Origin of the sequence: Streptomyces sp. NPDC088794, from assembly GCF_044750545.1 — a bacterium.
Lineage (GTDB): Bacteria > Actinomycetota > Actinomycetes > Streptomycetales > Streptomycetaceae > Streptomyces.
In genome coordinates this window covers 719,678-742,147 of the sequence record NZ_JBIVKB010000002.1, presented here as the reverse complement: position 1 = coordinate 742,147, position 22,470 = coordinate 719,678, and the positions used below count along the sequence as shown (strand labels likewise).

22 protein-coding genes are annotated in these 22,470 nt (G+C 69.8%); 12 read left to right on the top strand and 10 right to left on the bottom strand.

Features of this window, described 5'->3' with window-relative positions:
• The first annotated feature begins 249 nt into the window (after nt 1-249).
• Genes ACIP6U_RS08065 through ACIP6U_RS08055 form a run of 3 tightly spaced genes read left to right on the top strand, consistent with a single transcriptional unit; the run spans nt 250 to nt 3,412 of the window.
• Nucleotides 250-1,482 (top strand): outer membrane lipoprotein carrier protein LolA, encoded by a 1,233-nt coding sequence (locus ACIP6U_RS08065; protein ID WP_401714177.1) that lies wholly within the window; start codon nt 250-252, stop codon nt 1,480-1,482.
• Between the two features lie 54 nt (nt 1,483-1,536).
• Complete coding sequence (locus tag ACIP6U_RS08060; protein WP_401714176.1) at nt 1,537-2,505, top strand: ABC transporter ATP-binding protein; 969 nt, start codon at nt 1,537-1,539, stop codon at nt 2,503-2,505.
• Nucleotides 2,492-3,412 carry an ABC transporter permease gene (locus tag ACIP6U_RS08055; protein ID WP_401714174.1) on the top strand — a complete coding sequence of 307 codons (921 nt, stop codon included), beginning with the start codon at nt 2,492-2,494 and terminating at the stop codon, nt 3,410-3,412. Before ACIP6U_RS08060 ends, ACIP6U_RS08055 begins: the two co-directional genes overlap by 14 nt.
• Here ACIP6U_RS08055 and ACIP6U_RS08050 read toward each other — a convergent pair.
• On the bottom strand, nt 3,402-3,887 hold the full coding sequence (locus tag ACIP6U_RS08050) for a hypothetical protein (RefSeq protein WP_401714172.1): 486 nt from the start codon (nt 3,885-3,887) through the stop codon (nt 3,402-3,404). The genes ACIP6U_RS08055 and ACIP6U_RS08050 overlap by 11 nt on opposite strands.
• 283 nt (nt 3,888-4,170) lie before the next feature.
• Between ACIP6U_RS08050 and ACIP6U_RS08045 the strand changes: the two genes are divergently transcribed.
• Nucleotides 4,171-5,646, top strand: coding sequence for a tetratricopeptide repeat protein (locus tag ACIP6U_RS08045; protein WP_401714170.1), 1,476 nt, complete (start codon nt 4,171-4,173; stop codon nt 5,644-5,646).
• A 39-nt stretch (nt 5,647-5,685) separates the two neighbouring features.
• Here ACIP6U_RS08045 and ACIP6U_RS08040 read toward each other — a convergent pair whose 3' ends face one another.
• The 4 genes from ACIP6U_RS08040 to ACIP6U_RS08025 all read right to left on the bottom strand — a co-directional run bounded on the left by ACIP6U_RS08040 (nt 5,686) and on the right by ACIP6U_RS08025 (nt 9,307).
• Nucleotides 5,686-6,642 (bottom strand): M28 family metallopeptidase, encoded by a 957-nt coding sequence (locus ACIP6U_RS08040; protein ID WP_401714168.1) that lies wholly within the window; start codon nt 6,640-6,642, stop codon nt 5,686-5,688.
• 194 nt (nt 6,643-6,836) lie between these two features.
• Nucleotides 6,837-7,313 carry a VOC family protein gene (locus ACIP6U_RS08035; protein ID WP_401714167.1) on the bottom strand — a complete coding sequence of 159 codons (477 nt, stop codon included), beginning with the start codon at nt 7,311-7,313 and terminating at the stop codon, nt 6,837-6,839.
• A 60-nt stretch (nt 7,314-7,373) separates the two neighbouring features.
• On the bottom strand, nt 7,374-8,327 hold the full coding sequence (gene rarD, locus ACIP6U_RS08030) for an EamA family transporter RarD (RefSeq protein WP_401714165.1): 954 nt from the start codon (nt 8,325-8,327) through the stop codon (nt 7,374-7,376).
• A 125-nt stretch (nt 8,328-8,452) separates the two neighbouring features.
• Nucleotides 8,453-9,307 carry an SDR family oxidoreductase gene (locus ACIP6U_RS08025; protein ID WP_401714163.1) on the bottom strand — a complete coding sequence of 285 codons (855 nt, stop codon included), beginning with the start codon at nt 9,305-9,307 and terminating at the stop codon, nt 8,453-8,455.
• 89 nt (nt 9,308-9,396) lie between these two features.
• Between ACIP6U_RS08025 and ACIP6U_RS08020 the strand changes: the two genes are divergently transcribed.
• The 3 genes from ACIP6U_RS08020 (at nt 9,397) to ACIP6U_RS08010 (ending at nt 11,027) form a co-directional block, all read left to right on the top strand.
• Nucleotides 9,397-9,795: a winged helix-turn-helix transcriptional regulator gene (locus ACIP6U_RS08020; RefSeq protein ID WP_401714161.1), complete on the top strand. Its 399-nt coding sequence runs from the start codon at nt 9,397-9,399 to the stop codon at nt 9,793-9,795.
• Between the two features lie 296 nt (nt 9,796-10,091).
• On the top strand, nt 10,092-10,586 hold the full coding sequence (locus ACIP6U_RS08015) for a DUF6082 family protein (RefSeq protein WP_401714159.1): 495 nt from the start codon (nt 10,092-10,094) through the stop codon (nt 10,584-10,586).
• Nucleotides 10,587-10,838: 252 nt separating this feature from the next.
• Entirely contained in the window at nt 10,839-11,027 is a 189-nt protein-coding gene (locus ACIP6U_RS08010; protein WP_401714157.1) for a hypothetical protein, read from the top strand.
• 66 nt (nt 11,028-11,093) lie between these two features.
• Here the strand turns inward: ACIP6U_RS08010 and ACIP6U_RS08005 are convergent, their stop codons facing one another.
• The 5 genes from ACIP6U_RS08005 to ACIP6U_RS07985 all read right to left on the bottom strand — a co-directional run bounded on the left by ACIP6U_RS08005 (nt 11,094) and on the right by ACIP6U_RS07985 (nt 18,179).
• Nucleotides 11,094-12,173, bottom strand: coding sequence for a 2-oxoacid:ferredoxin oxidoreductase subunit beta (locus ACIP6U_RS08005; protein WP_401714155.1), 1,080 nt, complete (start codon nt 12,171-12,173; stop codon nt 11,094-11,096).
• On the bottom strand, nt 12,166-14,094 hold the full coding sequence (locus ACIP6U_RS08000; protein WP_401714153.1) for a 2-oxoacid:acceptor oxidoreductase subunit alpha: 1,929 nt from the start codon (nt 14,092-14,094) through the stop codon (nt 12,166-12,168). Before ACIP6U_RS08000 ends, ACIP6U_RS08005 begins: the two co-directional genes overlap by 8 nt.
• 222 nt (nt 14,095-14,316) lie before the next feature.
• Nucleotides 14,317-14,988 carry a LuxR C-terminal-related transcriptional regulator gene (locus tag ACIP6U_RS07995; RefSeq protein WP_401714434.1) on the bottom strand — a complete coding sequence of 224 codons (672 nt, stop codon included), beginning with the start codon at nt 14,986-14,988 and terminating at the stop codon, nt 14,317-14,319.
• 461 nt (nt 14,989-15,449) lie between these two features.
• Nucleotides 15,450-16,811, bottom strand: a complete 1,362-nt coding sequence (locus ACIP6U_RS07990) for a sensor histidine kinase (protein ID WP_401714151.1) — start codon at nt 16,809-16,811, stop codon at nt 15,450-15,452.
• Between the two features lie 162 nt (nt 16,812-16,973).
• Nucleotides 16,974-18,179, bottom strand: coding sequence for a sensor histidine kinase (locus ACIP6U_RS07985; RefSeq protein WP_401714149.1), 1,206 nt, complete (start codon nt 18,177-18,179; stop codon nt 16,974-16,976).
• Nucleotides 18,180-18,437: 258 nt separating this feature from the next.
• Between ACIP6U_RS07985 and ACIP6U_RS07980 the strand changes: the two genes are divergently transcribed.
• From ACIP6U_RS07980 to ACIP6U_RS07960, 5 genes are read left to right on the top strand one after another with little or no spacing between them, the layout of a single operon-like run.
• On the top strand, nt 18,438-18,845 hold the full coding sequence (locus ACIP6U_RS07980) for an NADH-quinone oxidoreductase subunit A (protein WP_401714147.1): 408 nt from the start codon (nt 18,438-18,440) through the stop codon (nt 18,843-18,845).
• Nucleotides 18,836-19,501 (top strand): NADH-quinone oxidoreductase subunit B, encoded by a 666-nt coding sequence (locus tag ACIP6U_RS07975; RefSeq protein WP_401714145.1) that lies wholly within the window; start codon nt 18,836-18,838, stop codon nt 19,499-19,501. Before ACIP6U_RS07980 ends, ACIP6U_RS07975 begins: the two co-directional genes overlap by 10 nt.
• Nucleotides 19,498-20,847, top strand: a complete 1,350-nt coding sequence (locus ACIP6U_RS07970) for an NADH-quinone oxidoreductase subunit C (RefSeq protein ID WP_401714143.1) — start codon at nt 19,498-19,500, stop codon at nt 20,845-20,847. The genes ACIP6U_RS07975 and ACIP6U_RS07970 overlap by 4 nt, the downstream gene beginning before the upstream one ends.
• The gene (locus ACIP6U_RS07965; protein ID WP_401714141.1) at nt 20,844-21,812 is read left to right on the top strand and encodes an NADH-quinone oxidoreductase subunit H; all 969 of its coding nucleotides are present in this window, start codon (nt 20,844-20,846) and stop codon (nt 21,810-21,812) included. The genes ACIP6U_RS07970 and ACIP6U_RS07965 overlap by 4 nt, the downstream gene beginning before the upstream one ends.
• Before the next feature lie 2 nt (nt 21,813-21,814).
• Nucleotides 21,815-22,453 (top strand): NuoI/complex I 23 kDa subunit family protein, encoded by a 639-nt coding sequence (locus ACIP6U_RS07960; RefSeq protein ID WP_401714139.1) that lies wholly within the window; start codon nt 21,815-21,817, stop codon nt 22,451-22,453.
• Nucleotides 22,454-22,470: the final 17 nt, after the last annotated feature.

Below are 22,470 nucleotides of genomic sequence, written 5' to 3'. Positions count from 1 at the left end.
GACGCGAGAGCGTCCGGGCGGCGCCTCCCCGACACGACCCCTACGGGTCGGGGGAGGCGTCGCCTCCTCATGTCATCCCGCAGGTGTACATGGAGTTGAGTCCGGGGTCTGACGCTTACCTCCCGTCGATTTGGTCAGATGGAAACCACGGAAAACACCACTCCTCACCGATTCGGGTGAGAATGGCGGCACGGGGTGGAAAGCGAGTGCAGCTGGACAGCCGCCGCCGACGACGGAGGTAAGGCACACATGGCACCGTACGAAACCGACGACAGCACGTCCGCCGCGGAGGCAGACGACCTGCGCGCCGGCCGCCGCAAGGCCGCGCGCTACGTCGTCCCGGTCGCGGTGTTGGGGGTGGCGGCGGCGACCATCGGGCTCGTCCCCGCGCTCGCCGACTCCGGCGACCCCGACCTGCCGAAGATCACCGCGCAGCAGCTCATCGAGAAGATCGCGAAGTCGGACGTACAGCAGATGTCCGGCACGGTGAAGATCACCACGGATCTGGGGCTGCCGAACCTCGGCGGTCTGGAGAGCAGCCTGACGCAGGGCGCCACCGGCTCGGGCGACGGCTCGTCCGCCGACCCCTCCGCCAAGCTCACCGAACTCGCCACCGGCACGCACACCCTGCGCGTCGCCGCCGACGGTCCGGACCGGCAGAAGGTGTCGCTCCTGGAGAGCGCGGCCGAGTACAGCCTGATCCACGACGGCAAGGACGTCTGGGGCTACGACAGCGGGACCAACGAGGTCTACCACGCCACCGCCGACGACAGCGCGAGCGCCAAGGAGAAGCAGGAGGAGACGCCCGCGACTCCCCAGCAGCTCGCCAAGGACGCCCTCGCCGCGGTCGACGACACGACCTCCGTGACGGTCCAGGGCACCGCACAGGTGGCCGGCCGGGACGCCTACCGCCTGGTCATCAAGCCCAAGGACGACGGCTCGACGGTCGGTCAGATCACCGTGGCCGTCGACGTGAAGACCGGCCTGCCGCTGAAGTTCACGCTCACCCCGGCGAGCGGCGGCGCGGCCGTCGTCGACGCCGGCTTCACCAAGATCAGCTACTCCAAGCCCGCCGCGTCCACCTTCGACTTCACGCCGCCCAAGGGCGCGAAGGTCACCGAGGACGGGAAGGTCGACGGGGCCAGCGGCAAGGCGAGCGGCGACAAGAAGACCGACGGCAAGACTCCTGAGGACCTCGGCGGGGACCTCGGCAAGGGCTCCGACGGCCTGAACGTCATCGGTGACGGCTGGGACTCCATCGCCACCTTCGACACCGGTGGCCAGGGCGTCCCGTCCGGCTCCGAGGCCGGCGCCTTCGGCGGCTTCCTGGACTCGCTCGGCGACAAGGCGTCCGGCAAGTTCGGCTCGGGCACGGTCTTCAAGACGCGTCTGATCAACGCCCTGATCACCGACGACGGCAAGGTCTACGTCGGCGCGGTCACCAAGGACGCGCTGGTGAAGGCGGCCAACGCCGCGCAGTAGCACCGTAGGAATCAGCAGCACGACGAGCACTGCGCACGACGAATGAGGGAGCCGATGGGCGAAGCGTCCGCCACGGAGCCGGAGGACCCGGGTGACAGCGTCATCGCCACCCGCGGCCTCACCAAGCGCTACCGCGGCGGACAGCTCGCCGTGGACGGTCTCGACCTGACCGTCCCGGCGGGCAGCGTCTTCGGCTTCCTCGGTCCCAACGGCTCCGGCAAGACCACCACCATCCGCATGCTGATGGGCCTCATCGAGCCCACCTCCGGGATGGCGCGCGTCCTCGGGCGGCCCATGCCGCGCGCGACCCGCGCCGTCCTCCCGCACGTCGGCGCCCTGATCGAGGGCCCCGCCCTGTACGGCTTCCTCTCCGGCCGCGACAACCTCCTGCGCTACGACGCCGCCGACCCGACCGCCGACCCGCGCACCCGGCGCGCCCGCGTCGCCACGGCGCTGCACCGGGTGGGCCTGACGGCCGCGTCCGGCAAGAAGGCGAAGGCGTACTCGCTCGGCATGAAGCAGCGCCTCGGCCTGGCGGCGGCGCTCCTGCAACCCCGCAAGCTGCTCGTCCTCGACGAGCCGACCAACGGCCTCGACCCACAGGGCATGCGCGAAATCCGTTCCTTGGTCCGGGAGTTGGCCTCCGAGGGCACGACCGTCTTCCTCTCCTCCCACCTCCTCGACGAGATCGAGCAGGTCTGCACCCACGTGGCCGTCATGGCCCAGGGCCGCCTGATCACCCAGGGCCCGGTGGCCGACCTGGCGGCGGGCGCGCGGGGCCGCCTGGTCGTGACCACGCCCGACACCGGGGACGCGGCTCGGGTGCTGAAGGAGCAGGGGGCGGCGGACGTCGTCATCGCGGAGGACCGCGTGACCGCGGAGCCACCGGACCGCGAACTGGCGGACATCAACGCCGCGTTGGTGAAGGCAGGCGTGAGGGTGCGGGGCTTCGGCGTCGAACGGGCGTCGCTGGAGGACGCCTTCGTGGCCTTGACAGGGGAGGGCTTCGATGTCGCAGGCTGAGTTGGACGCCCTTAAGGGGCGCGGGGAACTGCGCGACCAGCCACGAACTACGGCCAGCCGCCGAACAACCTTCTACGGCACCCTCTTCCGCAATGAACTACTCACCACCTTCCGCCGCTGGCGCACCCTAGCCCTCCTCGGCGTGCTCGCGGCCGTACCAATCCTGGTCGGCATCGCCGTCAAGATCGAAACAGGCGACGGCGGAAACGCAGGCCCCGGCGGAGCCAGCGGCGGCGGCCCCGCGTTCATCTCCCAGATCACCAACAACGGCCTCTTCCTGGTCTTCACCGCACTCGCCGCGACCCTCCCGTTCTTCCTCCCGATGGCGATCGGCGTCATCGCCGGCGACGCCATCGCGGGCGAGGCCAACGCCGGCACCCTGCGCTACCTCCTGGTCGCCCCCGCGGGCCGCACCCGCCTGCTGCTCACCAAGTACGCGACGGTACTGACCTTCTGCCTGGTCGCCACCCTCGTGGTAGCCGTGTCGGCCCTGGCGGTGGGCGCGATCCTGTTCCCGCTCGGCGGCCTGACCACGATCTCCGGCACGCAGATCAGCTTCGCCGAAGGCCTCGGCCGGGCCCTGCTGATCGCCCTGGTGGTCGCCGCGTCCCTGATCGGCATGGCGGCCCTGGGCCTGTTCGTGTCGACGCTCACCAACAGCGGCATCGCGGCGATGGCGACCACCGTGGGCCTGCTGATCACCATCCAGATCCTCGACCAGATCCCCCAACTGCACACGATCCAGCCGTACTTCTTCTCCCACTACTGGCTGTCCTTCGCCGACCTCATGCGCGACCCGATCTACTGGGACGACCTGACGAAGAACCTGGGCCTACAGGCCCTGTACGCGGTCGTGTTCGGCTCGGCGGCCTGGGCGCGCTTCACGACCAAGGACGTCACGGCGTAGCCGTGAGCCGCGCGAGCACCGCCGTCTCCTTCGGAGGCGCCCCGCCGAAGTCACCGAGACGCCAGGCGGGCACCCACGGCACCCGGTACACGTCGATGATCGACTCCAGCAGCCGCACATCCCGGTCGAGCGGCTTGGGCAGGCGCCCCGGTGCGTCCGCGACCAGCACGACACCGTCGAGGTACAGCTCAGGCGGCGCCTCCCCGCGCCGGAACATCTCCAGCGTGGCGAGCAGCGAGGCCAGCCCCGACGCATGCGTACGGCCCACCAGCAGCACCGACCGGGGGGCCTCGGGGCCGGGCCAGTCGCGCCCGCAGTCGTGACCGCCGTACACGGTGGAGAGGGTGGAGACACCGGCGCCGCCGTGCGTGCCGACCCAGGAGTAGCGCCGTGCGCCGGCGGAGCCCTGCTCCTCCGGTACGGCGACCGGTCCGCGGATCCAGATCTCCGGTCCCTGCTGCACATCGGTCCGCATGCCCGCGCTCCTCCTTCGCCACGCCTACCGGTACGCACGGCTCCGGGACAGTTCCGGGAACGGACGGTTCCGCGACGGGACGCGGGCTCCTGGGACGAGTCTGTGACGTCCCGGTGACCTGGAGAACAGGAGCGACCGGAGAGACTCAACAGTACGTGTACGACCGGACCACAGCAGGACCGGATCTTGCCGCCGGGGGAGCGCGACCCGAGGCCGGGAGGGAGCACCATGGAACCCGAACGCCTCACCCGCCCGACCCCGACGCATCCGAGTGAGGGAACCGATGTCTCGACTCAGCCGTGAGAAGAAGCGTGAACAGCAGCGCGCCGAGCGGTCGGCGGCCCTCATGGCGGCGCCGATCGACGTCCACGTCCCCGGCACCGGCCCCGCGACGGTGGGCGGCGTACCGATCACGGCGGCGCCCGGCGAGGAACTCCAGCTGACCGTCTTGAACCACCTCCACCGCATCGCCCTCACCGCCGGCCACCCCGTCCACGCCACGGTCCGCGACGAGCGCATCGGCTACGTCGTCCAGCTCCAGGTGGCCCCGGACGGCTCCAGCGACTTCACGGGGGAGCCGGTACCGCTGGCTCCGCCGGTCCAGCAGGGGGCGCAGCCGGAGGCGCCGGACGCGTTCCGGGCACCCGAAGGACCGCAGCAGGAGTGGCCCGGCGTGCCGGACGACTCGCAGGAGAGCCCCGGGGCAGCCACGCCGGTGCTCCCGCCCGCCTCTCCGACCGCCCTTGCGCCCAGCCCTGCGTCAACGCGTCCGCCCGCGTCCGTCCCCGCACTCCCGCCCGCGCTGCCGTCCGCCCCCGCATCCGGGGTCCGGTCGACGCCCGCGTCCGCGTCAGTGTTCCCTCCCGCACCCGGCGGACCCGCCCCTGCCCCCGCGCGCCCCGTCGCCCCGGAGTCGCCGCAGCCGCGACCGCAGGCGCAGCGGCCCCGGAGTGACTCTCCGGCCGACAAGCCCACGCACGTCTTCCCTCCCGTCGCGGAGCCCGGCGCCGAGCCGCTCGCGGACTCCCCGCCGACCTTCCGGATGAAGGCCGTCTCGGAACCGTTGCCGCTCGGCGAGAACGTGCCCACCTTCCCGCTGCGGGCCGTGCCGGAGTGGGTCGAGGACCGCGTCCCCGGGACGGTCGTCCCGCCGCTGGGCGAGTTCGGGCCGCCGCCGCAGATGGACGCGATCCCGCTCCCCGCGCTGCCGCCCGAGCCGGAGCCCGACCCCGACTCCCGGCAGACCCCTGCCCGGGGTTTCGACGCGGTGGCGGAAGCCGTGTTCGACGACGCCCCCTCGACGGTTCCGCCGATCCTCGCGGAGCCGATGACTCGTATCAACGAGGCCGTGAAGGACGGCCGGATCGACGCGGCGGCCGAACTGGCGGAGCGCACCGTGGGGGAGGGCGCCCGGGCGCTCGGCCCTGAGCATCCCGAGGTGCTCCGGCTGCGCGAACTCACCTCGTACATCGCCTACTTGGCCGGCGACCCGGTCCGCTCCTTCCACCTCTCCCTGGACCTCGCCCGGATCCGCCGCCACACGCGGGACGCGGAGGCGGCGTACGGCAACATCCAGAGCGCGGCCTCGGCCTGGCGGGCGGTCCGCGACCCGGAGCAGGGCCTGTCCCTCGGCCGCGAACTGATCGATCTGTGGACGGAGTTGACGGCGGAGGACGGCCCGGCCGCCGAGGACATCGAACAGCTGGAGGCGGCCCGGGCCCGCATGGGCCGCCTCACCGAACGAGCCCGCCGCGACTGACAGCCGTACACGGAGGGCCTGTTGACGATCTGCTGAGCCCTACGACGAGAGCGACCACACCGCGTAGGCGATCGCGTCGCTGTTCCGGTCGAGGGCCGTGTCGTTGATGTTGGCCGTCGTGTCGCAGGACGCGTGGTAGCACCGGTCGAAGGCGAGCCCCGCGGTCCCGCCCCACTTGGCCGCCTGGGCGGTCGTCTTGATGTAGTCGGCGCCGCTGAACAGCCCGCCGACGGGGATGCCCACGTTCTTGAAGGGCGCGTGGTCGGAGCGCCCGTCGCCCTCGGTCTCGATCTCGGTGGGGACGCCGATGCCGGTGAAGTAGTCCTTGAAGGTCTTCTCGATGGCCGGGTCGTCGTCGTAGACGTAGTAGCCGGGGTTGGGCGAGCCGATCATGTCGAAGTTCAGATAGCCGCTGATCTTCTGGCGGTTGGCGGTGGTGAGGCTGTTGACGTAGTAGCGCGAGCCCACCATCCCGAGCTCCTCCGCGCCCCACCACGCGAACCGGAGGTGCTTGGTGGGCTGGAAGTTGGTCCGTGAGACGGCGAGCGCGGTCTCCAGGATGGCCGCGGAGCCCGAGCCGTTGTCGTTGATGCCGGCTCCGGCGGTGACGCTGTCGAGGTGCGAGCCCGACAGCACGACCGAGTTGGTGTTCCCGCCGGGCCAGTCGGCGATCAGGTTGTAGCCGGTGCGGCCGGAGGACGTGAACTGCTGGATGGTCGTGGTGAATCCGGCCGCGTCCAGCTTGGCCTTCACATAGTCCAGCGAGGCCTTGTAGCCGGTGCGGCCGTGCGCGCGGTTGCCACCGTTGGCGGTGGCGATGGACTGGAGCTGGGCCAGGTGGGCCTTGACGTTCGCCACGGGGATGTCGGGCGCGGCGGCAAGGGCCGGGGCGGGCGCGGGCGCGGGTGCCGCGCCGACTATGGATCCGCCAGTCAGGAGCATGACAACAGAGACACCGGCGGCGAGCTTGATGCGAGGGGTCAGTGCGGGGGCCATGTGGGGGGCTCCGGCTTCATCGGGAATCACAGGGATTCCACAGTGGATGGGGTCCCAGGATGGTGAAGCCTTGACCATTTCCCCGTCAAGAGCGGTATCAGGACAGCGAGTTCACATAACGGATATCCGGGTGAACTCCGAACTCCTCCTGCCCACGGGGCTCCTGCGGCACACGAGAACTCTTCCTGCAACTCCTACTGCACGCAGAACTCGTTCCCCTCCGGATCGGCCATCACGACCCACTCCCCGCCGTTCTCCTTCACCCGCCGCAGCACGCTCGCGCCGAGCCCCTCCAGCCGCTCGACCTCGCCGTCCCGCAGCTCCGGGCCGGGATGCAGGTCCAGATGCAGCCGGTTCTTGACGCTCTTGACCTCCGGCACCCGCTGGAACAGCAGCCGGCGCCCGAGCCCCGTACCGCTGCCCTCGTCGTACGGGTCCGCCGGATGCCGTACGGCGATCAGGTCCCGGAACGCGGCCCGTCCGTGATGCTCGACGGTCGCCTCCTTCGGCAGCGCGCCGAGCCCCAGCAACCGCTCGACGAGGGCGCTGTTGTCCTCGACCGAGTAGTGCAGGGCGGCGGCCCAGAAGTCGGCCTGGGCGTGCGGGTCACCGGAGTCGACGACGAGCTTCCAGTGGAGGGGCGTGGGGGTGGCTGCGGGCGTCTGAGTCATGACACCCACTATCCAACGAGGGTCTGACAATCACAGCCCGACCGTCCTTCGGGGACGAGATCAGACATCCACCGGAGCGGTCGCCGGCACTTCCGCCGCCCGGGCGAGCTCCAACCGCCGCCGCCCCGCCGCAGCCGTCCGCCAGACGTCGAAGGTGAGCAGGCACAGGGCCAGCCACACCAGCGAGAACCCGGCCCACCGCTCCACCGGCATCTCCTCGTGGAAATACAGCACCCCGAGCAGGAACTGGAAGACGGGCGCCAGGTACTGGAGCAACCCGAGCGTCGACAGGGGCACCCGTATCGCCGCCGCCCCGAAACAGACGAGGGGCAGCGCGGTCACGACCCCGGTCGAGGCGAGCAGCGCGGCATGCCCGGCCCCCTCGCTCATGAAGGTCGCGTCGCCCCGCGCGCCCAGCCACACCAGATACCCCACCGCGGGCAGAAACTGGATCGCGGTCTCGGCCGCCAAGGACTCGACGCCCCCGAGATTGACCTTCTTCTTCACCAGCCCGTAGGTGGCGAAGGAGAACGCGAGCGTCAACGAGATCCAGGGCGGCTGCCCGTACCCCACCGTGAGCACGACGACCGCCGAGAACCCGACCCCGACCGCCGCCCACTGAAGGGGCCGCAGCCGCTCCTTCAGCAGCAGCACGCCCATGGCGATGGTGACGAGCGGATTGATGAAGTACCCGAGGGACGCCTCGACCACGTGCCCGCTGTTGACGGACCAGATGTAGACGCCCCAGTTGACGGTGATGACGGCCGCGGCCACCGCGACCAGCGCCAGCCGGCGCGGCTGCCGCAGCAACTCGCCGGCCCAGGCCCAGCGCCGTACGAAGAGCAGCGCGACCCCGACGAAGACGAGCGACCAGACCATGCGATGGGCGAGGATCTCGATCGCTCCGGCGGGCTTGAGCAGCGGCCAGAAAAGGGGAACGAGCCCCCACATCCCGTACGCGGCGAAGCCGTTCAGCAGTCCTATGTGCCGCTCACCCTTCGGCTTCCCGCTCACGGGCCCTCCCCCTCACCTGATCGCACACGCGCGCAGGCACGAAGGTAACGCCGAGGACCCGCACCTGTCATGCCCGTATCGCCATACGGTCATGACAGGCCGGGTCCACGTCCCTGACCTGGGCGTCAGCCCTTGAGGGCGAGCGCGATCGACTCGGCGATCGGCGTGGTCGGACGGCCGGCGAGGCGGGACAGATCACCGGTGGCGACGACCAGCTCGCCCTTCTCGATGGAGGCGTCGACGCCGGCGAGGATCGCGGCGAACGGCTCGGGCAGCCCGGCGCCGGTGAGGATGCCGATGAGGACCTCGCCGGGAACGTTGTTGAAGGCGATCTCCTTGCCGGTCTGCCGGCTCAGCTCGGCCGCGTACTCGGCGAAGCCCCAGGCCTCGTCGCCACCGAGTTCGTACGTCTGGTTCTCGTGGCCCTCGCCGGTCAGTACGGCGACGGCGGCCGCGGCGTAGTCGGCGCGCGAGGCGGAGGAGACCCGGCCGTCACCGGCGGCGTTCACGACGGCGCTGTGCTCCAGGACCGGGGCCAGCTGCTCGGTGTAGTTCTCGTTGTACCAGCCGTTGCGCAGCAGGGTGTAGGGCAGGCCGGAGGCGAGCAGGGCCTCCTCGGTGCCGCGGTGGTCGTCGGCCAGGGCGGCGGTGAGGGAGCCCGGGGCGCTGGTGTAGGCGAGCAGCGCCGCACCGGCGGCCTTGGCGGCGGCGATGACGACCTTGTGCTGCTCGACCCGGCCCTTGTCGAACTCGTTGCCGGAGATGAGGAGCACCTTGTCGCCGGCGGCGAAGACGGAGTCGAAGGTCTCGGGGGAGTTGTAGTCCGCGACCGCGATCTTCACGCCGCGCTCGGCGAGGTCGGCGGCCTTCTCCCGGGTGCGCACCACGGCGGTGACCTGGTCGGCCGGAACCTTCTCCAGCAACTGCTCCACGACGAGGCGGCCGAGGTGTCCGGTGGCTCCGGTGACGACGATGCTCATGATGACAACTCCTTGTGGGGTGCGGTGACGCTAACCCTAGGGGGTGCACTAACCTTCCGAAAGTACCCACTTTGAAGTAAGGTACCGACATGGCAGTAAGCAGCGAGGTGACAGGCAAGTACACCGTGGGTGAGGTGATGTGCCCGTACCGCCTGGTCCTGGAGCACGTGACGTCCCGCTGGGGCGTCCTCGTCCTCATCGAACTCCTCGACCGCCCGTACCGGTTCAGCGAACTCCGCCGGGCGATCGGGCGGGTGAGCGAGAAGATGCTGACCCAGACCCTCCAGACACTCGAACGAGACGGCCTGGTCCACCGCGACGCCAAGCCGGTCATCCCTCCGAGGGTCGACTACTCCCTCACGGACCTGGGCCGCGAGGCGGCGGAACAGGTACGGGCGCTGGCGCTGTGGACCGAACGCCGGATGCCGGAGGTGCAGGAGGCGCGGGAGGTGTACGACACCCGGAAAGCGGCCGCTGAGCAGGGATGACGCGCGCGTAGCGGCTCCACCGAACGAATGCGGGAGGCGCTCGCTGGGCACACACATGTCAGGGCGTCGAATGACACGAGCGCCACGTCCACCCGTGCGCCCCCTCTCCGCCTCCCGCGCCGACTTGAGTCGCCCGGCATCCTGGGGGCGGGGCGCAGTGCCCAACCGCGCACCGGCCCTCGTGCCGCCCACGAGGACTTCGACCGGCGTGCGGACGCCTACTCGGGGGTCGCATGGCCAGACAGAATCCGGATGCGCGAAGGATCGGTTCTGCATCGCGAACGAGGAGCGGCCGGGTGCGCACCCCCTTTCCCCGCCAGGCCTGGCGCCGGCGACAGGAGGAACTGGCACTGGCCGTGCTGCACCAACTCACCTGTGTCGCCGAGGAGATCAGGAACGCCAACCTGCTCATGCTGCACCGCATCACGGCCGAGCAGGTGGACCGCGCGATCGCCGACCCCGCGCTGGCCGCCGCCATGAGCACCCTGCGCGAACTCTCGGACCACAAGCGCCGCCAAGTCCTGTTCGTCAACCGGGAGTACAGCGCGATCCTGCTGGGGCATCGCATCGGTGCCTACGGCTGGGAGGAGCTGATCGGACATCTGCGGGTACTGGCTCGTAACCCGGTCTTTGCGGAGTATTGGGAAACGACTCGGGAGCACCGCCTGAGCCTGCCGCGCCATTCATTAGAGGCTCGGGTGAGCGACGTCGTCAATGTAATTGTCGATGAATTGGCGGACGATCCGGACGAATGGTGGGTTGTCGGCTCGGAGGATGAGCCGAATTCGTGAAGTGATGCAATCCATAAGTCGACAGAGGCGATTTATGGATTCGCTCTTACTACCTCTGGGTAATCGGGTATCCTTCTGCTTGATCGGGTATTCTCGCGCGCAACGTGTTGCGTCCGGCCCCTGGTCACGTGGGGTCGGACCTTCATTTGTGTCCGGCCGTAGAAAGTAGAAAAGGGCCCCCGCGTGCACAGCGAATTCCCTGTCGTCAGCATTCTTCGCCGAATCGGCGACTCGCCCCGCCAGCGAGGATCAATGACCGGCGAGACGTGTCCCGATTTGTTCGAGCTGAGCGACGGAAATTTTGCGGTCATCGGCACCGACCGAACCGAGGAACTAGACGGACTTCTGCCCGCGGATGCTGCCAGAGCCGACTACGAGCGCATCGTCGTCATCACCCGTGACACTCTCCTCCGAGCCAAGCGGGATATCCCCGAAGCCTGACTCGACCGACGTAAAGGCCCGGATGACCACCCACCTCGTCCGGGCCCTTCCGCATGTCCGTCGCCGTCAGCCCACAACCGTCCAGGTATCCCCGCCCGCCAACAGCGCCCCCAGATCCCCCTTGCCGTTCTGTTCGATCGCCGCGTCGAGTTGGTCGCTCATCTGCGTGTCGTAGACAGGTCGATCCACCGATCGCAGGATGCCGATCGGGGTGTGGTGGAGGGTGTCCGGGTCGGCGAGGCGGGAGAGGGCGAATGCCGTGGTCGGGGACGCCGCGTGTGCGTCGTGGACCAGGATCTGGGACTCGTTGTCCGGGGTGACCGTGACGACCTTCAGGTCACCCGTCGTCACATCCCGCACCACACCCCGCGAGCCGTCCGCCCCGAAGCGGATCGGGCGCCCGTGTTCGAGGCGGATCACCGCTTCCTCCGCCTGCTGGCGGTCCTTCAGCGCCTCGAACGCCCCGTCGTTGAAGATGTTGCAGTTCTGGTAGATCTCGATCAGCGCCGTGCCGGGGTGCGCGGCCGCCTGCCGCAGCACCTCCGTCAGATGCTTGCGGTCGGAGTCGATCGTCCGCGCCACGAAGGACGCCTCCGCGCCGATCGCCAGCGACACCGGGTTGAAGGGGGCGTCCAGCGACCCCATCGGCGTCGACTTCGTGATCTTGCCGACCTCGGAGGTGGGGGAGTACTGCCCCTTCGTCAGGCCGTAGATCCGGTTGTTGAACAGCAGGATCTTGAGGTTGACGTTCCGGCGCAGGGCGTGGATCAGGTGGTTGCCACCGATCGACAGCGCGTCCCCGTCACCGGTCACCACCCACACGCTCAAGTCCCGCCGGGAGGACGCCAGTCCGGTCGCGATGGCGGGCGCCCGGCCGTGGATGGAGTGCATCCCGTACGTGTTCATGTAGTACGGGAACCGGGACGAGCAGCCGATGCCCGAGACGAAGACGATGTTCTCCTTGGCCAGCCCCAGCTCCGGCATGAAGCCCTGGACGGCCGCCAGGATCGCGTAGTCACCGCAGCCGGGGCACCAGCGCACTTCCTGATCGGACTTGAAGTCCTTCATGGACTGCCTGCCCTCGGCCTTGGGGACGAGAGAAAGCGCCTCGATCGTGTCCGAACCTTCCGTGGACGTCTCAGCCATCGATGGCCTCCTTGAGAGCCGTGGCGAGCTGCTCAGCCTTGAACGGCATGCCGTTGACCTGGTTGTACGAGTGGGCGTCGACCAGGTACTTCGCCCGGATCAGCGTGGCGAGCTGACCGAGGTTCATCTCCGGGATCACGACCTTGTCGTAGCGCTTCAACACCGCGCCGAGGTTCTTCGGGAACGGGTTGAGGTGCCGCAGATGCGCCTGCGCGATGGCCTCCCCGGCCCCACGCAGCCGCCGCACCGCCGCCGTGATCGGCCCGTACGTCGATCCCCAGCCCAGCACCAGCGTGCTCGCCCCGTGCGGGTCGTCGACCTCCAGATCGGGCACGTCGATGCCGTCGATCTTGGCCTGCCGGGTGCGGACCATGAAGTCGTGGTTGGCGGGGGAGTACGAGATGTTCCCGGTCCCGTCCTCCTTCTCGATGCCGCCGATGCGGTGTTCGAGACCGGGCGTGCCGGGGATCGCCCAGGGGCGCGCGAGGGTCTGCGGGTCGCGCTTGTAGGGCCAGAACACCTCGGTGCCGTCGTCCAGGGTGTGGTTCGGTCCCTGCGCGAACTGCACGGTCAGGTCCGGGAGTTCGTCCGTCTCCGGGATCCGCCAGGGCTCCGACCCGTTGGCCAGATAACCGTCGGAGAGAAGGAAGACGGGAGTGCGGTACGTCAGCGCGATCCGCGCCGCCTCCAGGGCCGCCTCGAAACAGTCGGCCGGCGTCTTCGGCGCGATCACCGGAACCGGCGCCTCGCCGTTGCGGCCGAACATGGCCTGGAGCAGGTCGGCCTGCTCGGTCTTGGTGGGCAGACCGGTGGAGGGCCCGCCGCGCTGGATGTCGATGACGAGCAGCGGCAGTTCGAGGGAGACGGCGAGCCCGATGGTCTCCGACTTCAGCGCCACACCGGGACCGGACGTCGTGGTGACCCCCAGCGAACCGCCGAAGGCCGCGCCCAGCGCCGCGCCGATGCCCGCGATCTCGTCCTCGGCCTGGAAGGTCCGTACACCGAAGTTCTTGTGCCTGCTGAGTTCGTGCAGGATGTCGGAGGCCGGGGTGATGGGGTAGGAGCCGAGGAAGAGGGGCAGGTCGGCCAGGCGGGCGGCGGCGATCAGACCGTAGGCCAGGGCGAGGTTGCCGGAGATGTTGCGGTAGAGGCCGGGCGGGAACGCGGTGGCGGCCGGGGCGACCTCGTAGGAGACCGCGAAGTCCTCGGTGGTCTCGCCGAAGTTCCAGCCCGCGCGGAACGCGGCCAGGTTCGCCGCGGCGATCTCGGGTTTCTTCGCGAATTTGGCCCGCAGGAACTTCTCGGTCCCCTCGGTCGGCCGGTGGTACATCCACGACAACAGGCCCAGCGCGAACATGTTCTTGCTGCGCTCGGCCTCCTTGCGGCTGAGGTCGAACTCCTTGAGCGCCTCGACCGTCAGAGTCGTCAGCGGCACCTCGTGGAGGCTGTACCCGTCGAGCGAGCCGTCCTCCAGGGGCGAGGCCGCGTACCCGACCTTCTGCAGGGCCCGCTTGGTGAACTCGTCCGTGTTGACGATGATCTCCGCGCCGCGCGGCACGTCGGCGATGTTCGCCTTGAGCGCGGCGGGGTTCATGGCGACGAGCACGTTGGGCGCGTCGCCGGGGGTGAGGATGTCGTGGTCCGCGAAGTGGAGCTGGAAGGAGGAGACCCCCGGCAGGGTGCCGGCAGGGGCGCGGATCTCGGCGGGGAAGTTCGGCAGTGTCGAAAGGTCGTTTCCGAAGGACGCCGTTTCGGAGGTGAAGCGGTCGCCGGTGAGCTGCATACCGTCGCCGGAGTCTCCCGCGAACCGGATGATCACCCGGTCCAGCCTGCGTACGTCCTTCTCGCCCGTCGGTTTGCGCTGCTCTCCCAAGACGGCTTCGTCGGCCTGTTCCGCTGTCCTGCTGACCTGGCTGGTCACTGAACTGGACCTCCTTCGAGGCGGCTGTCGGGGACCGGCCTTCCCGCAGGCCTTCCCAGGATCAACCCTACGTCCGGCAGGGTCGCCTTCCCTTGGCCATTCGCATGATGGACGCGGTTTTGAGACGGTGCGCCGCCCTGACTTGTCATGATTTCTCGCCCCGGCGCCTCCTTGTGGAGACGCCCCGGATGCCTCCGCGGTTTCTGACCAAGTGTCAGCCCGTCAGGAGTTCAGATAGGTGAGCACCGCGAGAACGCGCCGGTGATCCCCGTCACTCGGAGACAGCCCGAGCTTCAGAAAGATATTGCTGACGTGCTTCTCGACGGCACCGTCGCTGACCACCAACTGCCGGGCGATCGCGGAGTTGGTCCGCCCCTCGGCCATCAACCCCAGGACCTCCCGCTCCCGCGGGGTGAGCCCGGCCAGCACATCCTGCTTACGGCTGCGCCCCAGCAGCTGCGCGACAACCTCGGGATCCAGCGCGGTACCCCCCTGGGCGACCCGCACCACGGCATCCACGAACTCGCGCACCTCGGCGACCCGGTCCTTCAGCAGATAGCCCACCCCATGGCTGGAACCGGCCAAAAGTTCGGTGGCGTACCGCTCCTCCACATACTGTGACAGCACGAGCACACCGAGTCCCGGATGGGCCTTCCGCAGCTGTACGGCGGCCCGCACCCCCTCGTCCGTGTGCGTCGGCGGCATCCGCACATCGGCGACCACCACGTCCGGCAGCTCGCCCTGTTCGTTCAGCTCCGTAATGGTCTTGACCAACGCGTCCCCGTCCCCGACCCCGGCGACGACCTCATGCCCACGGTCGGTCAACAACCGGGTCAGGCCCTCCCGAAGCAGCACTGAATCCTCGGCGATGACCACCCGCACCCTGTCCTCCACGATCTCCGGCCTCCCGAGCCCGACTCCGCCCGCCGCACCGACCAGGTCGGCCCCCACGGCGGCTTCGGTGGTCCAGCATTCCAGCAATCCCATCCCACTGCGCCCGCCGAACACGAATCAACGGGAAAAGACGCATGGTAGGGCGGGTTTCGGGGGTCCATTTCAGGCCGGGTACCCACAGAAACACCGAAACGCCGGCGAGCAGCTTCCAGCCGGTCCGGGTGTCTGTCTTTCAGCTCGTCCGGCGTTCGAGGCCAAGGCTCTGCCATCCCCACCCCCCACCCACCCCCACCGGGCTGCGCCTCCTGAACTCCGGTCCGTATCTTTCAGCCCGTCCGGCGTTTGAGGACGAGGCCCCTTCAGGGCCGATCGGGGTCCGGGGCGGAGCCCCGGCGGGGGCGAGGGGGCAGCGCCCCTGGGGATGGGACGGGTAGGGGCGGCGGGGGCGAGGAAAGCCCAGGTCAGCGAACCGCCCGCCAAGGCAGCTCCGCCGTCACCCGAGTAGGCCCACCCACCGGCGAATCCACCACCAAGATCCCATCAACCGCGTCCAACCGCTCAGCCAACCCCCCGAGCCCCGACCCCCCGGACGTATCCGCCCCACCCACCCCGTCATCCACAACCTGCACCATCAACCGATCCTCCACCCGCCACACATCCACGGAAGCCCACGTCGCCCGCGAGTGCTTACTGATGTTCTGCAGCAACTCGGACACGGTGAAGTAGGCGATCCCCTCGATGGCCGGCGCGGGCCGCGCCGGCAGATCCACCTCCACCTGCACCGGCACCGTGCACCGCGACGCCACCGAAGACAACGCCGCGTCCAGCCCCCGATCCGTCAACACCGCCGGATGAATCCCCCGAGCCAGATCCCGCAGCTCCTGCAACGCCGTCTTCACCTCCCCGTGCGCCTCGCCCACCATCCGAGCCGCCGCCTCCGGATCCTCCGTCAGCTTCTCCTTCGCCAGCCCCAGATCCATCGCCAACGCCACCAACCGCGCCTGCGCCCCGTCATGCAGATCCCGCTCGATCCGCCGCAGATCCGCCGCCGCCGTGTCGACCACGACCCCCCGGTCCGACTCCAGCTCCACCACCCGCGCCGACAACCGCGTCGGCCCGAGCAACCCCTGCACCATCACCTGGTCCACCGTCGTGAGCGCCCGCACGATCCACGGCGTGGCCAACGTGAACAACAGCCCCACCAACGCGGTGACGGCGATCTCGAACGGGTTGTCGAGGTACACGCTGTGCGTCCCGTCGCTGAACAGCTGAACCCCGCCCTGACCGACGTACACCGGAAAGACCCAGAACCACAGCGGATACGTCAGCAACGCCCAGCCGTACGCCCAGAAGTTCAGCGCGACGACGAACGAGAACACCGACCACGGGAACTGAAGCACCGCGTACAGCAGCGACCGCCACGACGTGCCGCTCTTCAGCACCGCGCCCACCCACGCCAGCACGCCGGGCTTCCGCATCCGCAGCGGCTCCGGGTCGGCCACCTCCACGCCCAGCAGCCCCCGCGCCCGCGCCCGCTCCATCGCCCCGAACCCGCGGCAGCCGGCCAGCCCCGCCGCCAGCACCGGAACCCCGAGGAACGTCACCAGGAGACCCGCCCCGAGCGACACCATCGTGACCGCGTACGTGAAGAGAAGGATGCTGATCGGCAGGCTCAGCAGCACATACGCGAAGGCCCGCCAGGTGCGTGCCTCGAACGGCGCTCGCAGCCCGGCGGGCAGCCGGTGCCGGCGCTCGCCGGCAAGAGGGAGACCGCTGTCGTAACCGTGCCCGTCCCCGTAGCCCTGTCCGTACTCCGTGGCCATCGACGTCGTCCCGTTCTACTCGTCCTGCGGCTGTCCCGCCGTACCTCCACCCTCCTGCGTCGCAGCGCCGCGAACCATGGAGTCCGTAGGCCTCTTCGACGGGGGGTTTTCCCTACCTCCGCGGGCGCCCTGCCGCCCCTGCGCGCCAGGCCGGTCCAGGTCCTACGGCTGACCCGGCGTGCGGTCCCGCCAGGGCAGTTCCGCCGTGACCGTGGTCGGGCCGCCCACCGGCGAGTCCAGGATGAACAGCCCGTCGACCGCACCCAGCCGGTCCGCGAGCCCCCGCATCCCCGTACCGCCGTCCAGCCGCGCGCCCCCGCGGCCGTTGTCCTCGACCTGGATCAGCAGCCGGTCCGCCGACCGCCACACCTCCACCGAGGCCGTCCGCGCGGCGCTGTGCTTGCTGATGTTCTGCAACAGCTCGGAGACGGTGAAGTAGGCGATGCCCTCGATCGCCGCGGCCGGCCGGGCGACGAGATCGACCGTCACCTTCACCGGCACCGTGCAGCGCGAGGCGACCGACGACAGCGCGGCGTCCAGGCCCCGGTCGGTCAGCACCGCCGGATGGATGCCCCGGGCGAGATCTCTGAGCTCCTGCAACGCCAGCTTCACCTCGCCGTGCGCCTCCGCGACCATCTCCGCGGCCGTGTCCGGGTCCTCCAGGAGCTTCTCCTTGGCGAGCCCGAGACCCATCGCCAGATTGACCAGGCGGGCCTGCGCCCCGTCGTGCAGATCGCGCTCGATGCGCCGCAGATCGGCGTTGGCCGTGTCGACCACGACCCCCCGGTCCGACTCCAGCTCGGCGATCCGCTGCTCCAGCTCGTCGGACGGCGACAGCAGACCGCGCACCATCGCCCGGTCGGCGTTGGCCAGCCCCCGCGCGATGAACGGCAGCACCGGCCACAGCACGAACAGCGAGGTCAGCGTGATGGTGAAGGTGAGAATGCCCCAGGGCAGCCGGATGAAGTCGTACAGAATCGTGCGCCAGCCCACCGGGTCCTTCAGAGTCATCCACAGCCACGGCAGATAGCCGTCTCGACGCTTGGGCAGCCGGCTGGGCTCGTCGATCCGCACCCCGAGCAGCCTCCTGGCCCGCGCCCGCTCGAACCGGCCCAACTGCCGTGCCCCCAGCAGCCCGAGGGTCAGCAGCGGGAACCCGATCACCGTGAGGGCCAGCATGCCGCCGGTGAACAGGACCACCACCGTGTAGGTGAAACCGACCAGCGACACCGGAAGGTTCGCCAGCAGATGCGCGATCTCCTTCCAGGTGTGCCGGTCATAGGCGAAACGGGCGGGCGGCAGACGGTCGTCGTCTTCCGGCCGCGCGGCTTCCCGATCGGGCGTCGGGAACAAGAGGCGTTCGGTCATATGGGCCAGCGTGCCGCGCCCGGGGCCGCCGCGCCATGAGGAGGGCCGCCAGGATCCCCTGGGGAAAACCCCACCCCTCGGCACGGCCTTCGGTCCGGCCCCGGCATATCAAGCAGATCTCAAGCCCGACGGGCTGCTTACCGTCCCTTTAACAGGGCCTAGACTCCCGTCCGTACAGATCGCAGATCGCAACTCGGTGATCGCGGATTGCCGAACCGCAGCGATCGCCGAGCAGCCAGCGAAGGGACGGACGCGGACGTGCGGGAACCGACTGTCCTCGATCCGACCGTCGTAGCGGCGGACTACTTCGAGTCGTACTCGGTCGTCGGACTGCTCGCCGTCGTCGGCGTGCTCTTCGTCGCCGTCGCCTTCGGCGCCGGCCGCCTGCTGCGCCCGGTGGTCCCCACCCCCGAGAAGCTCCTGACCTACGAGTGCGGTGTCGACCCCGTCGGCGAGGGCTGGGCCCACACCCAGGTCCGCTACTACGTCTACGCCTTCCTCTACGTCATCTTCGCCGTCGACTCGATCTTCCTGTTCCCCTGGGCCACGGTCTTCGCCGCCCCCGGCTACGGCGCGACGACCCTCGTCGAGATGTTCATCTTCCTCGGCTTCCTCGCCGTCGGCCTGCTGTACGCCTACAAGAAGGGCGTCCTGGAATGGACGTGACGCCAGAAGTGACCTCGCCGCAGCTGACTCCGGAGGCGGAGCCGGTGTACCTCCCCGAGCCGAAACGGCTGGGCGCCCTCGCCCGCCTCGCCCCCGAGCCGATGAAGGTGGTCCTCAACTGGGGCCGCCGGTACTCCCTCTGGGTCTTCAACTTCGGCCTCGCCTGCTGCGCCATCGAGTTCATCGCCGCGTCCATGGCCCGCCACGACTTCATCCGCCTCGGCGTGATCCCCTTCGCGCCCGGCCCACGCCAGGCCGACCTGATGGTCGTCTCCGGCACGGTCACGGACAAGATGGCCCCCGCCGTGAAACGCCTCTACGAACAGATGCCGGAACCCAAATACGTCATCTCCTTCGGTGCCTGCTCCAACTGCGGCGGCCCCTACTGGGACTCCTACTCCGTCACCAAGGGCGTCGACCAGATCATCCCGGTCGACGTGTACGTCCCCGGCTGCCCGCCCCGCCCCGAGGCCCTCCTCCAGGGAATCCTCAAACTCCAGGAGAAGATCGCCCGGGAGTCCCTGGCCGAGCGCTACGGCACCGCCCCGGCACGCCCGTCGACAGCGGCCCTGCAGAGCGGCCTGGTGAAGCCCCCGCCGACTCCCTCGAACGGATCGACTCCTTCTGCCGGGTCGCCCGAAGGGGACGCCCGATGACGACGATCGGCTGGCTCCCCGCCCCCGCCGAAGAACTCTTCGGTACGGAGGCCACCGCCGAGGAGTCCTACGAGGTCCTCACGGTCGACGTCCCGCCCACCACCTGGCTCACCGCCCTGCGGGTGGCCCGCGACGAACTGGGCTGCACCTACTTTGACTGGCTCAGCGCCGTCGACGAACCCGGCACCGGCTTCCGCGTCTCGGCCCACGTCGTGGCCCTGGCCCCGGTCCGCCGCCTCCTGGTGCGCACCACCGTCCCGCACGAGTCGCCGACCCTGGCCTCCGCCGTCGACGTCTACGCGGGCGCCGCCTGGCACGAGCGCGAGACCCACGAGATGTTCGGCGTCGTCTTCGACGGCCACCCCGCCCTGGACCACCTCCTCCTCCCGGAAACCTTCGAAGGCCACCCCCTGCGCAAGGACTTCGTCCTGGCGGCCCGCGTCGCCAAGGCCTGGCCCGGCGCCAAGGAACCGGGCGAGTCCGACCACGGCGGCCCCAAGCGCCGCCAGACTCTCCCTCCAGGCGTCCCCGACCCCAACGAGTGGGGCCCCCAGAAGGGCCAGTTGCCCCCGGCTCCGGCCCGCCCCGCCCGAGCGGCCGGCCGCGCACCGGGCCGAGCGGCGGTCGAACGTCCCGCCGGTGCCACAGCCGACCGCCCGGCCCGAGCCACAGGCGACCGCCCACCCCGTCGGACCCGTACCGCCGGCGACGGCTCCGCCGGCCAGACGGGGTCCGGTCCGGCGGAGGGGCCGTCGACACCGGCAACGGAGGGCGCTTCGGCGGGTGCGACTCCGGCAGTCGGTACGCCGGGGGAGACCCCGACGCCCGGGTCGGCCCCTGCCTCGCCCTCCTCGCCACGGCGCAACCGCACCGCGTCCGAGGGCTCGGCCAGCCAGACGGCACCGGGAGTTGAGGCCACGGGCAACGCCCCCGCCGGCCCCCGCCGGAGCCGCAGCGCCTCGCAGGGTTCCGCCAGCCAGCAGCCCGCGACCACTCCGGAGCCGGAACCGTCGTCGGACAACCAAAGCAAGGGCGAGGACAAGGGCCAGGACAAGGACAGGGGCGAGGCTGCCGCACCGCCCAAGGCACGCACGGCCCCCCGCAGTTCGGACGCCCCGTGGCACCACGCCCGCCCGGCCTTCGACGCCCCGGAATCCGGCCCAGAACCAGCCTCGGAAGCCACCTCGGAACCCACCTCGGAATCCGCGGAATCTGTCCCGGCGGCGGGACAAGCCTCCAACCCCGAGGCGCCCCAGAACCCTGACGCTCCCGAGGACTCTGGACGGAATCCCGGAGCCACCCCCCAAGCCCAAGCACCCGAAGACCCCGCAGGAGGCCCGCAGTGAACGACGCTCTCGACGTCGCCCTGCGACTCCTGATCGTCTTCGTCGTCTTCCTCACCTTCCCCCTCATCGTCGGTCAGACCGAGCACAAGGTCATGGCCCACATGCAGGGCCGCCTCGGTCCGATGTACGCCGGTGGCTTCCACGGCTGGGCCCAACTCGTCGCGGACGGCGTCAAGTTCGCGCAGAAGGAAGACGTGGTCCCGGCGGGTGCGGACCGCCGCATCTTCCAACTCGCCCCCGCCGTGGCCCTCCTCCCGTATCTGATCGTTCTGCTGGCCATCCCGATCGGCCCCGGCGAGGGCGCGGTCGGCCAGGTCCTCGACGCCGGCATCTTCTTCGTGCTCGCGGTGATGGGCGTGGGCGTCCTCGGCTCGCTCATGGCCGGTTGGGCCTCCGCCAACAAGTTCTCCCTCCTGGGCGGCCTGCGCACCGCCGCCCAACTCCTCGCCTACGAACTCCCGATGCTGCTCACCGCCGCCTCCGTGGCCATGGCGGCCGGCACCGTCTCCCTCCCCGGCATCCTCGACGCCTTCGAGTGGTGGTGGCTGCCCTGGCAGATCGTCGGCGCGATCGTCTTCTTCGTCGCCGGCCTCGCCGAACTCCAGCGCCCGCCCTTCGACATGCCCGTCGCCGACTCGGAGATCATCTTCGGCGCCTACACCGAGTACACCGGTCTGCGCTTTGCCCTGTTCCTCCTCGCCGAGTACGCCGGGATCATCGTCCTGTGCGGCCTGACCACCGTCCTTTTCCTGGGCGGTTGGCACGGCCCCTGGGGTGCCGACGGTCTCGGCTGGGTCTGGACCCTGCTGAAGACGGCGCTCCTGGCCTTCGTCGTCATCTGGCTCCGCGTCACCTACCCTCGCCTGCGCGAGGACCAGTTGCAGAAACTCTCCTGGACCCTCCTGGTCCCCCTCTCCCTCGCCCAGATCGCCCTCACCGGCATCGTCAAGGTGGTGATCTCCTAACCATGGCCGAGCCCCTCCCGCCCACCCGGCCCCGCTTTCCCGGCTCCGGCCTGGCCAAAGGTCTGGCCGTCACCCTCCGCACGATGACGAAGAAGACCGTCACCGAGCAGTACCCGGACGTTCAGCCCGACCTCCCGCCCCGCACCCGCGGTGTGATCGGCCTGTTCGAGGAGAACTGCACGGTCTGCATGCTCTGCGCCCGTGAGTGCCCCGACTGGTGCATCTACATCGACTCCCACAAGGAGACGGTCCCGGCGGCGGCCCCCGGCGGCCGCGAGCGCAGCCGCAACGTCCTCGACCGCTTCGCCATCGACTTCTCCCTGTGCATGTACTGCGGTATCTGCATTGAGGTCTGTCCTTTCGACGCGCTGTTCTGGTCACCTGAGTTCGAGTACGCCGAGACCGACATCCGCGAGCTCACCCACGAGCGGGACAAGCTCCGCGAGTGGATGTGGACCGTCCCGGCCCCACCCGCCCTCGACCCCCGCGCGGAGGAACCGAAAGAGATCGCCGCCGCCCACAAGACCGCCGAGAAGCTGGCGGCTGCGCAGGTGACTGAGGCTGCGCAGGACGAGTTGAGCGAGCCGCCCGCGAAGCCCGAGCCGCCCAAGTCGTCCGAAGCCGGGGGAGGCACACCGTGACCCTCGCCGCAGCCGCC

Excerpts from the sequence above, each read along its gene's own strand:
- ACIP6U_RS08065 (WP_401714177.1), top strand. The coding sequence starts at position 250 with ATGGCACCGTACGAAACCGACGACAGCACGTCCGCCGCGGAGGCAGAC.
- ACIP6U_RS08060 (WP_401714176.1), top strand. The coding sequence starts at position 1,537 with ATGGGCGAAGCGTCCGCCACGGAGCCGGAGGACCCGGGTGACAGCGTC.
- ACIP6U_RS08055 (WP_401714174.1), top strand. The coding sequence starts at position 2,492 with ATGTCGCAGGCTGAGTTGGACGCCCTTAAGGGGCGCGGGGAACTGCGC.
- ACIP6U_RS08050 (WP_401714172.1), bottom strand. The coding sequence starts at position 3,887 with ATGCGGACCGATGTGCAGCAGGGACCGGAGATCTGGATCCGCGGACCG.
- ACIP6U_RS08045 (WP_401714170.1), top strand. The coding sequence starts at position 4,171 with ATGTCTCGACTCAGCCGTGAGAAGAAGCGTGAACAGCAGCGCGCCGAG.
- ACIP6U_RS08040 (WP_401714168.1), bottom strand. The coding sequence starts at position 6,642 with ATGGCCCCCGCACTGACCCCTCGCATCAAGCTCGCCGCCGGTGTCTCT.
- ACIP6U_RS08035 (WP_401714167.1), bottom strand. The coding sequence starts at position 7,313 with ATGACTCAGACGCCCGCAGCCACCCCCACGCCCCTCCACTGGAAGCTC.
- ACIP6U_RS08025 (WP_401714163.1), bottom strand. The coding sequence starts at position 9,307 with ATGAGCATCGTCGTCACCGGAGCCACCGGACACCTCGGCCGCCTCGTC.
- ACIP6U_RS08020 (WP_401714161.1), top strand. The coding sequence starts at position 9,397 with ATGGCAGTAAGCAGCGAGGTGACAGGCAAGTACACCGTGGGTGAGGTG.
- ACIP6U_RS08010 (WP_401714157.1), top strand. The coding sequence starts at position 10,839 with ATGACCGGCGAGACGTGTCCCGATTTGTTCGAGCTGAGCGACGGAAAT.
- ACIP6U_RS08005 (WP_401714155.1), bottom strand. The coding sequence starts at position 12,173 with ATGGCTGAGACGTCCACGGAAGGTTCGGACACGATCGAGGCGCTTTCT.
- ACIP6U_RS07990 (WP_401714151.1), bottom strand. The coding sequence starts at position 16,811 with ATGGCCACGGAGTACGGACAGGGCTACGGGGACGGGCACGGTTACGAC.
- ACIP6U_RS07985 (WP_401714149.1), bottom strand. The coding sequence starts at position 18,179 with ATGACCGAACGCCTCTTGTTCCCGACGCCCGATCGGGAAGCCGCGCGG.
- ACIP6U_RS07975 (WP_401714145.1), top strand. The coding sequence starts at position 18,836 with ATGGACGTGACGCCAGAAGTGACCTCGCCGCAGCTGACTCCGGAGGCG.
- ACIP6U_RS07970 (WP_401714143.1), top strand. The coding sequence starts at position 19,498 with ATGACGACGATCGGCTGGCTCCCCGCCCCCGCCGAAGAACTCTTCGGT.
- ACIP6U_RS07960 (WP_401714139.1), top strand. The coding sequence starts at position 21,815 with ATGGCCGAGCCCCTCCCGCCCACCCGGCCCCGCTTTCCCGGCTCCGGC.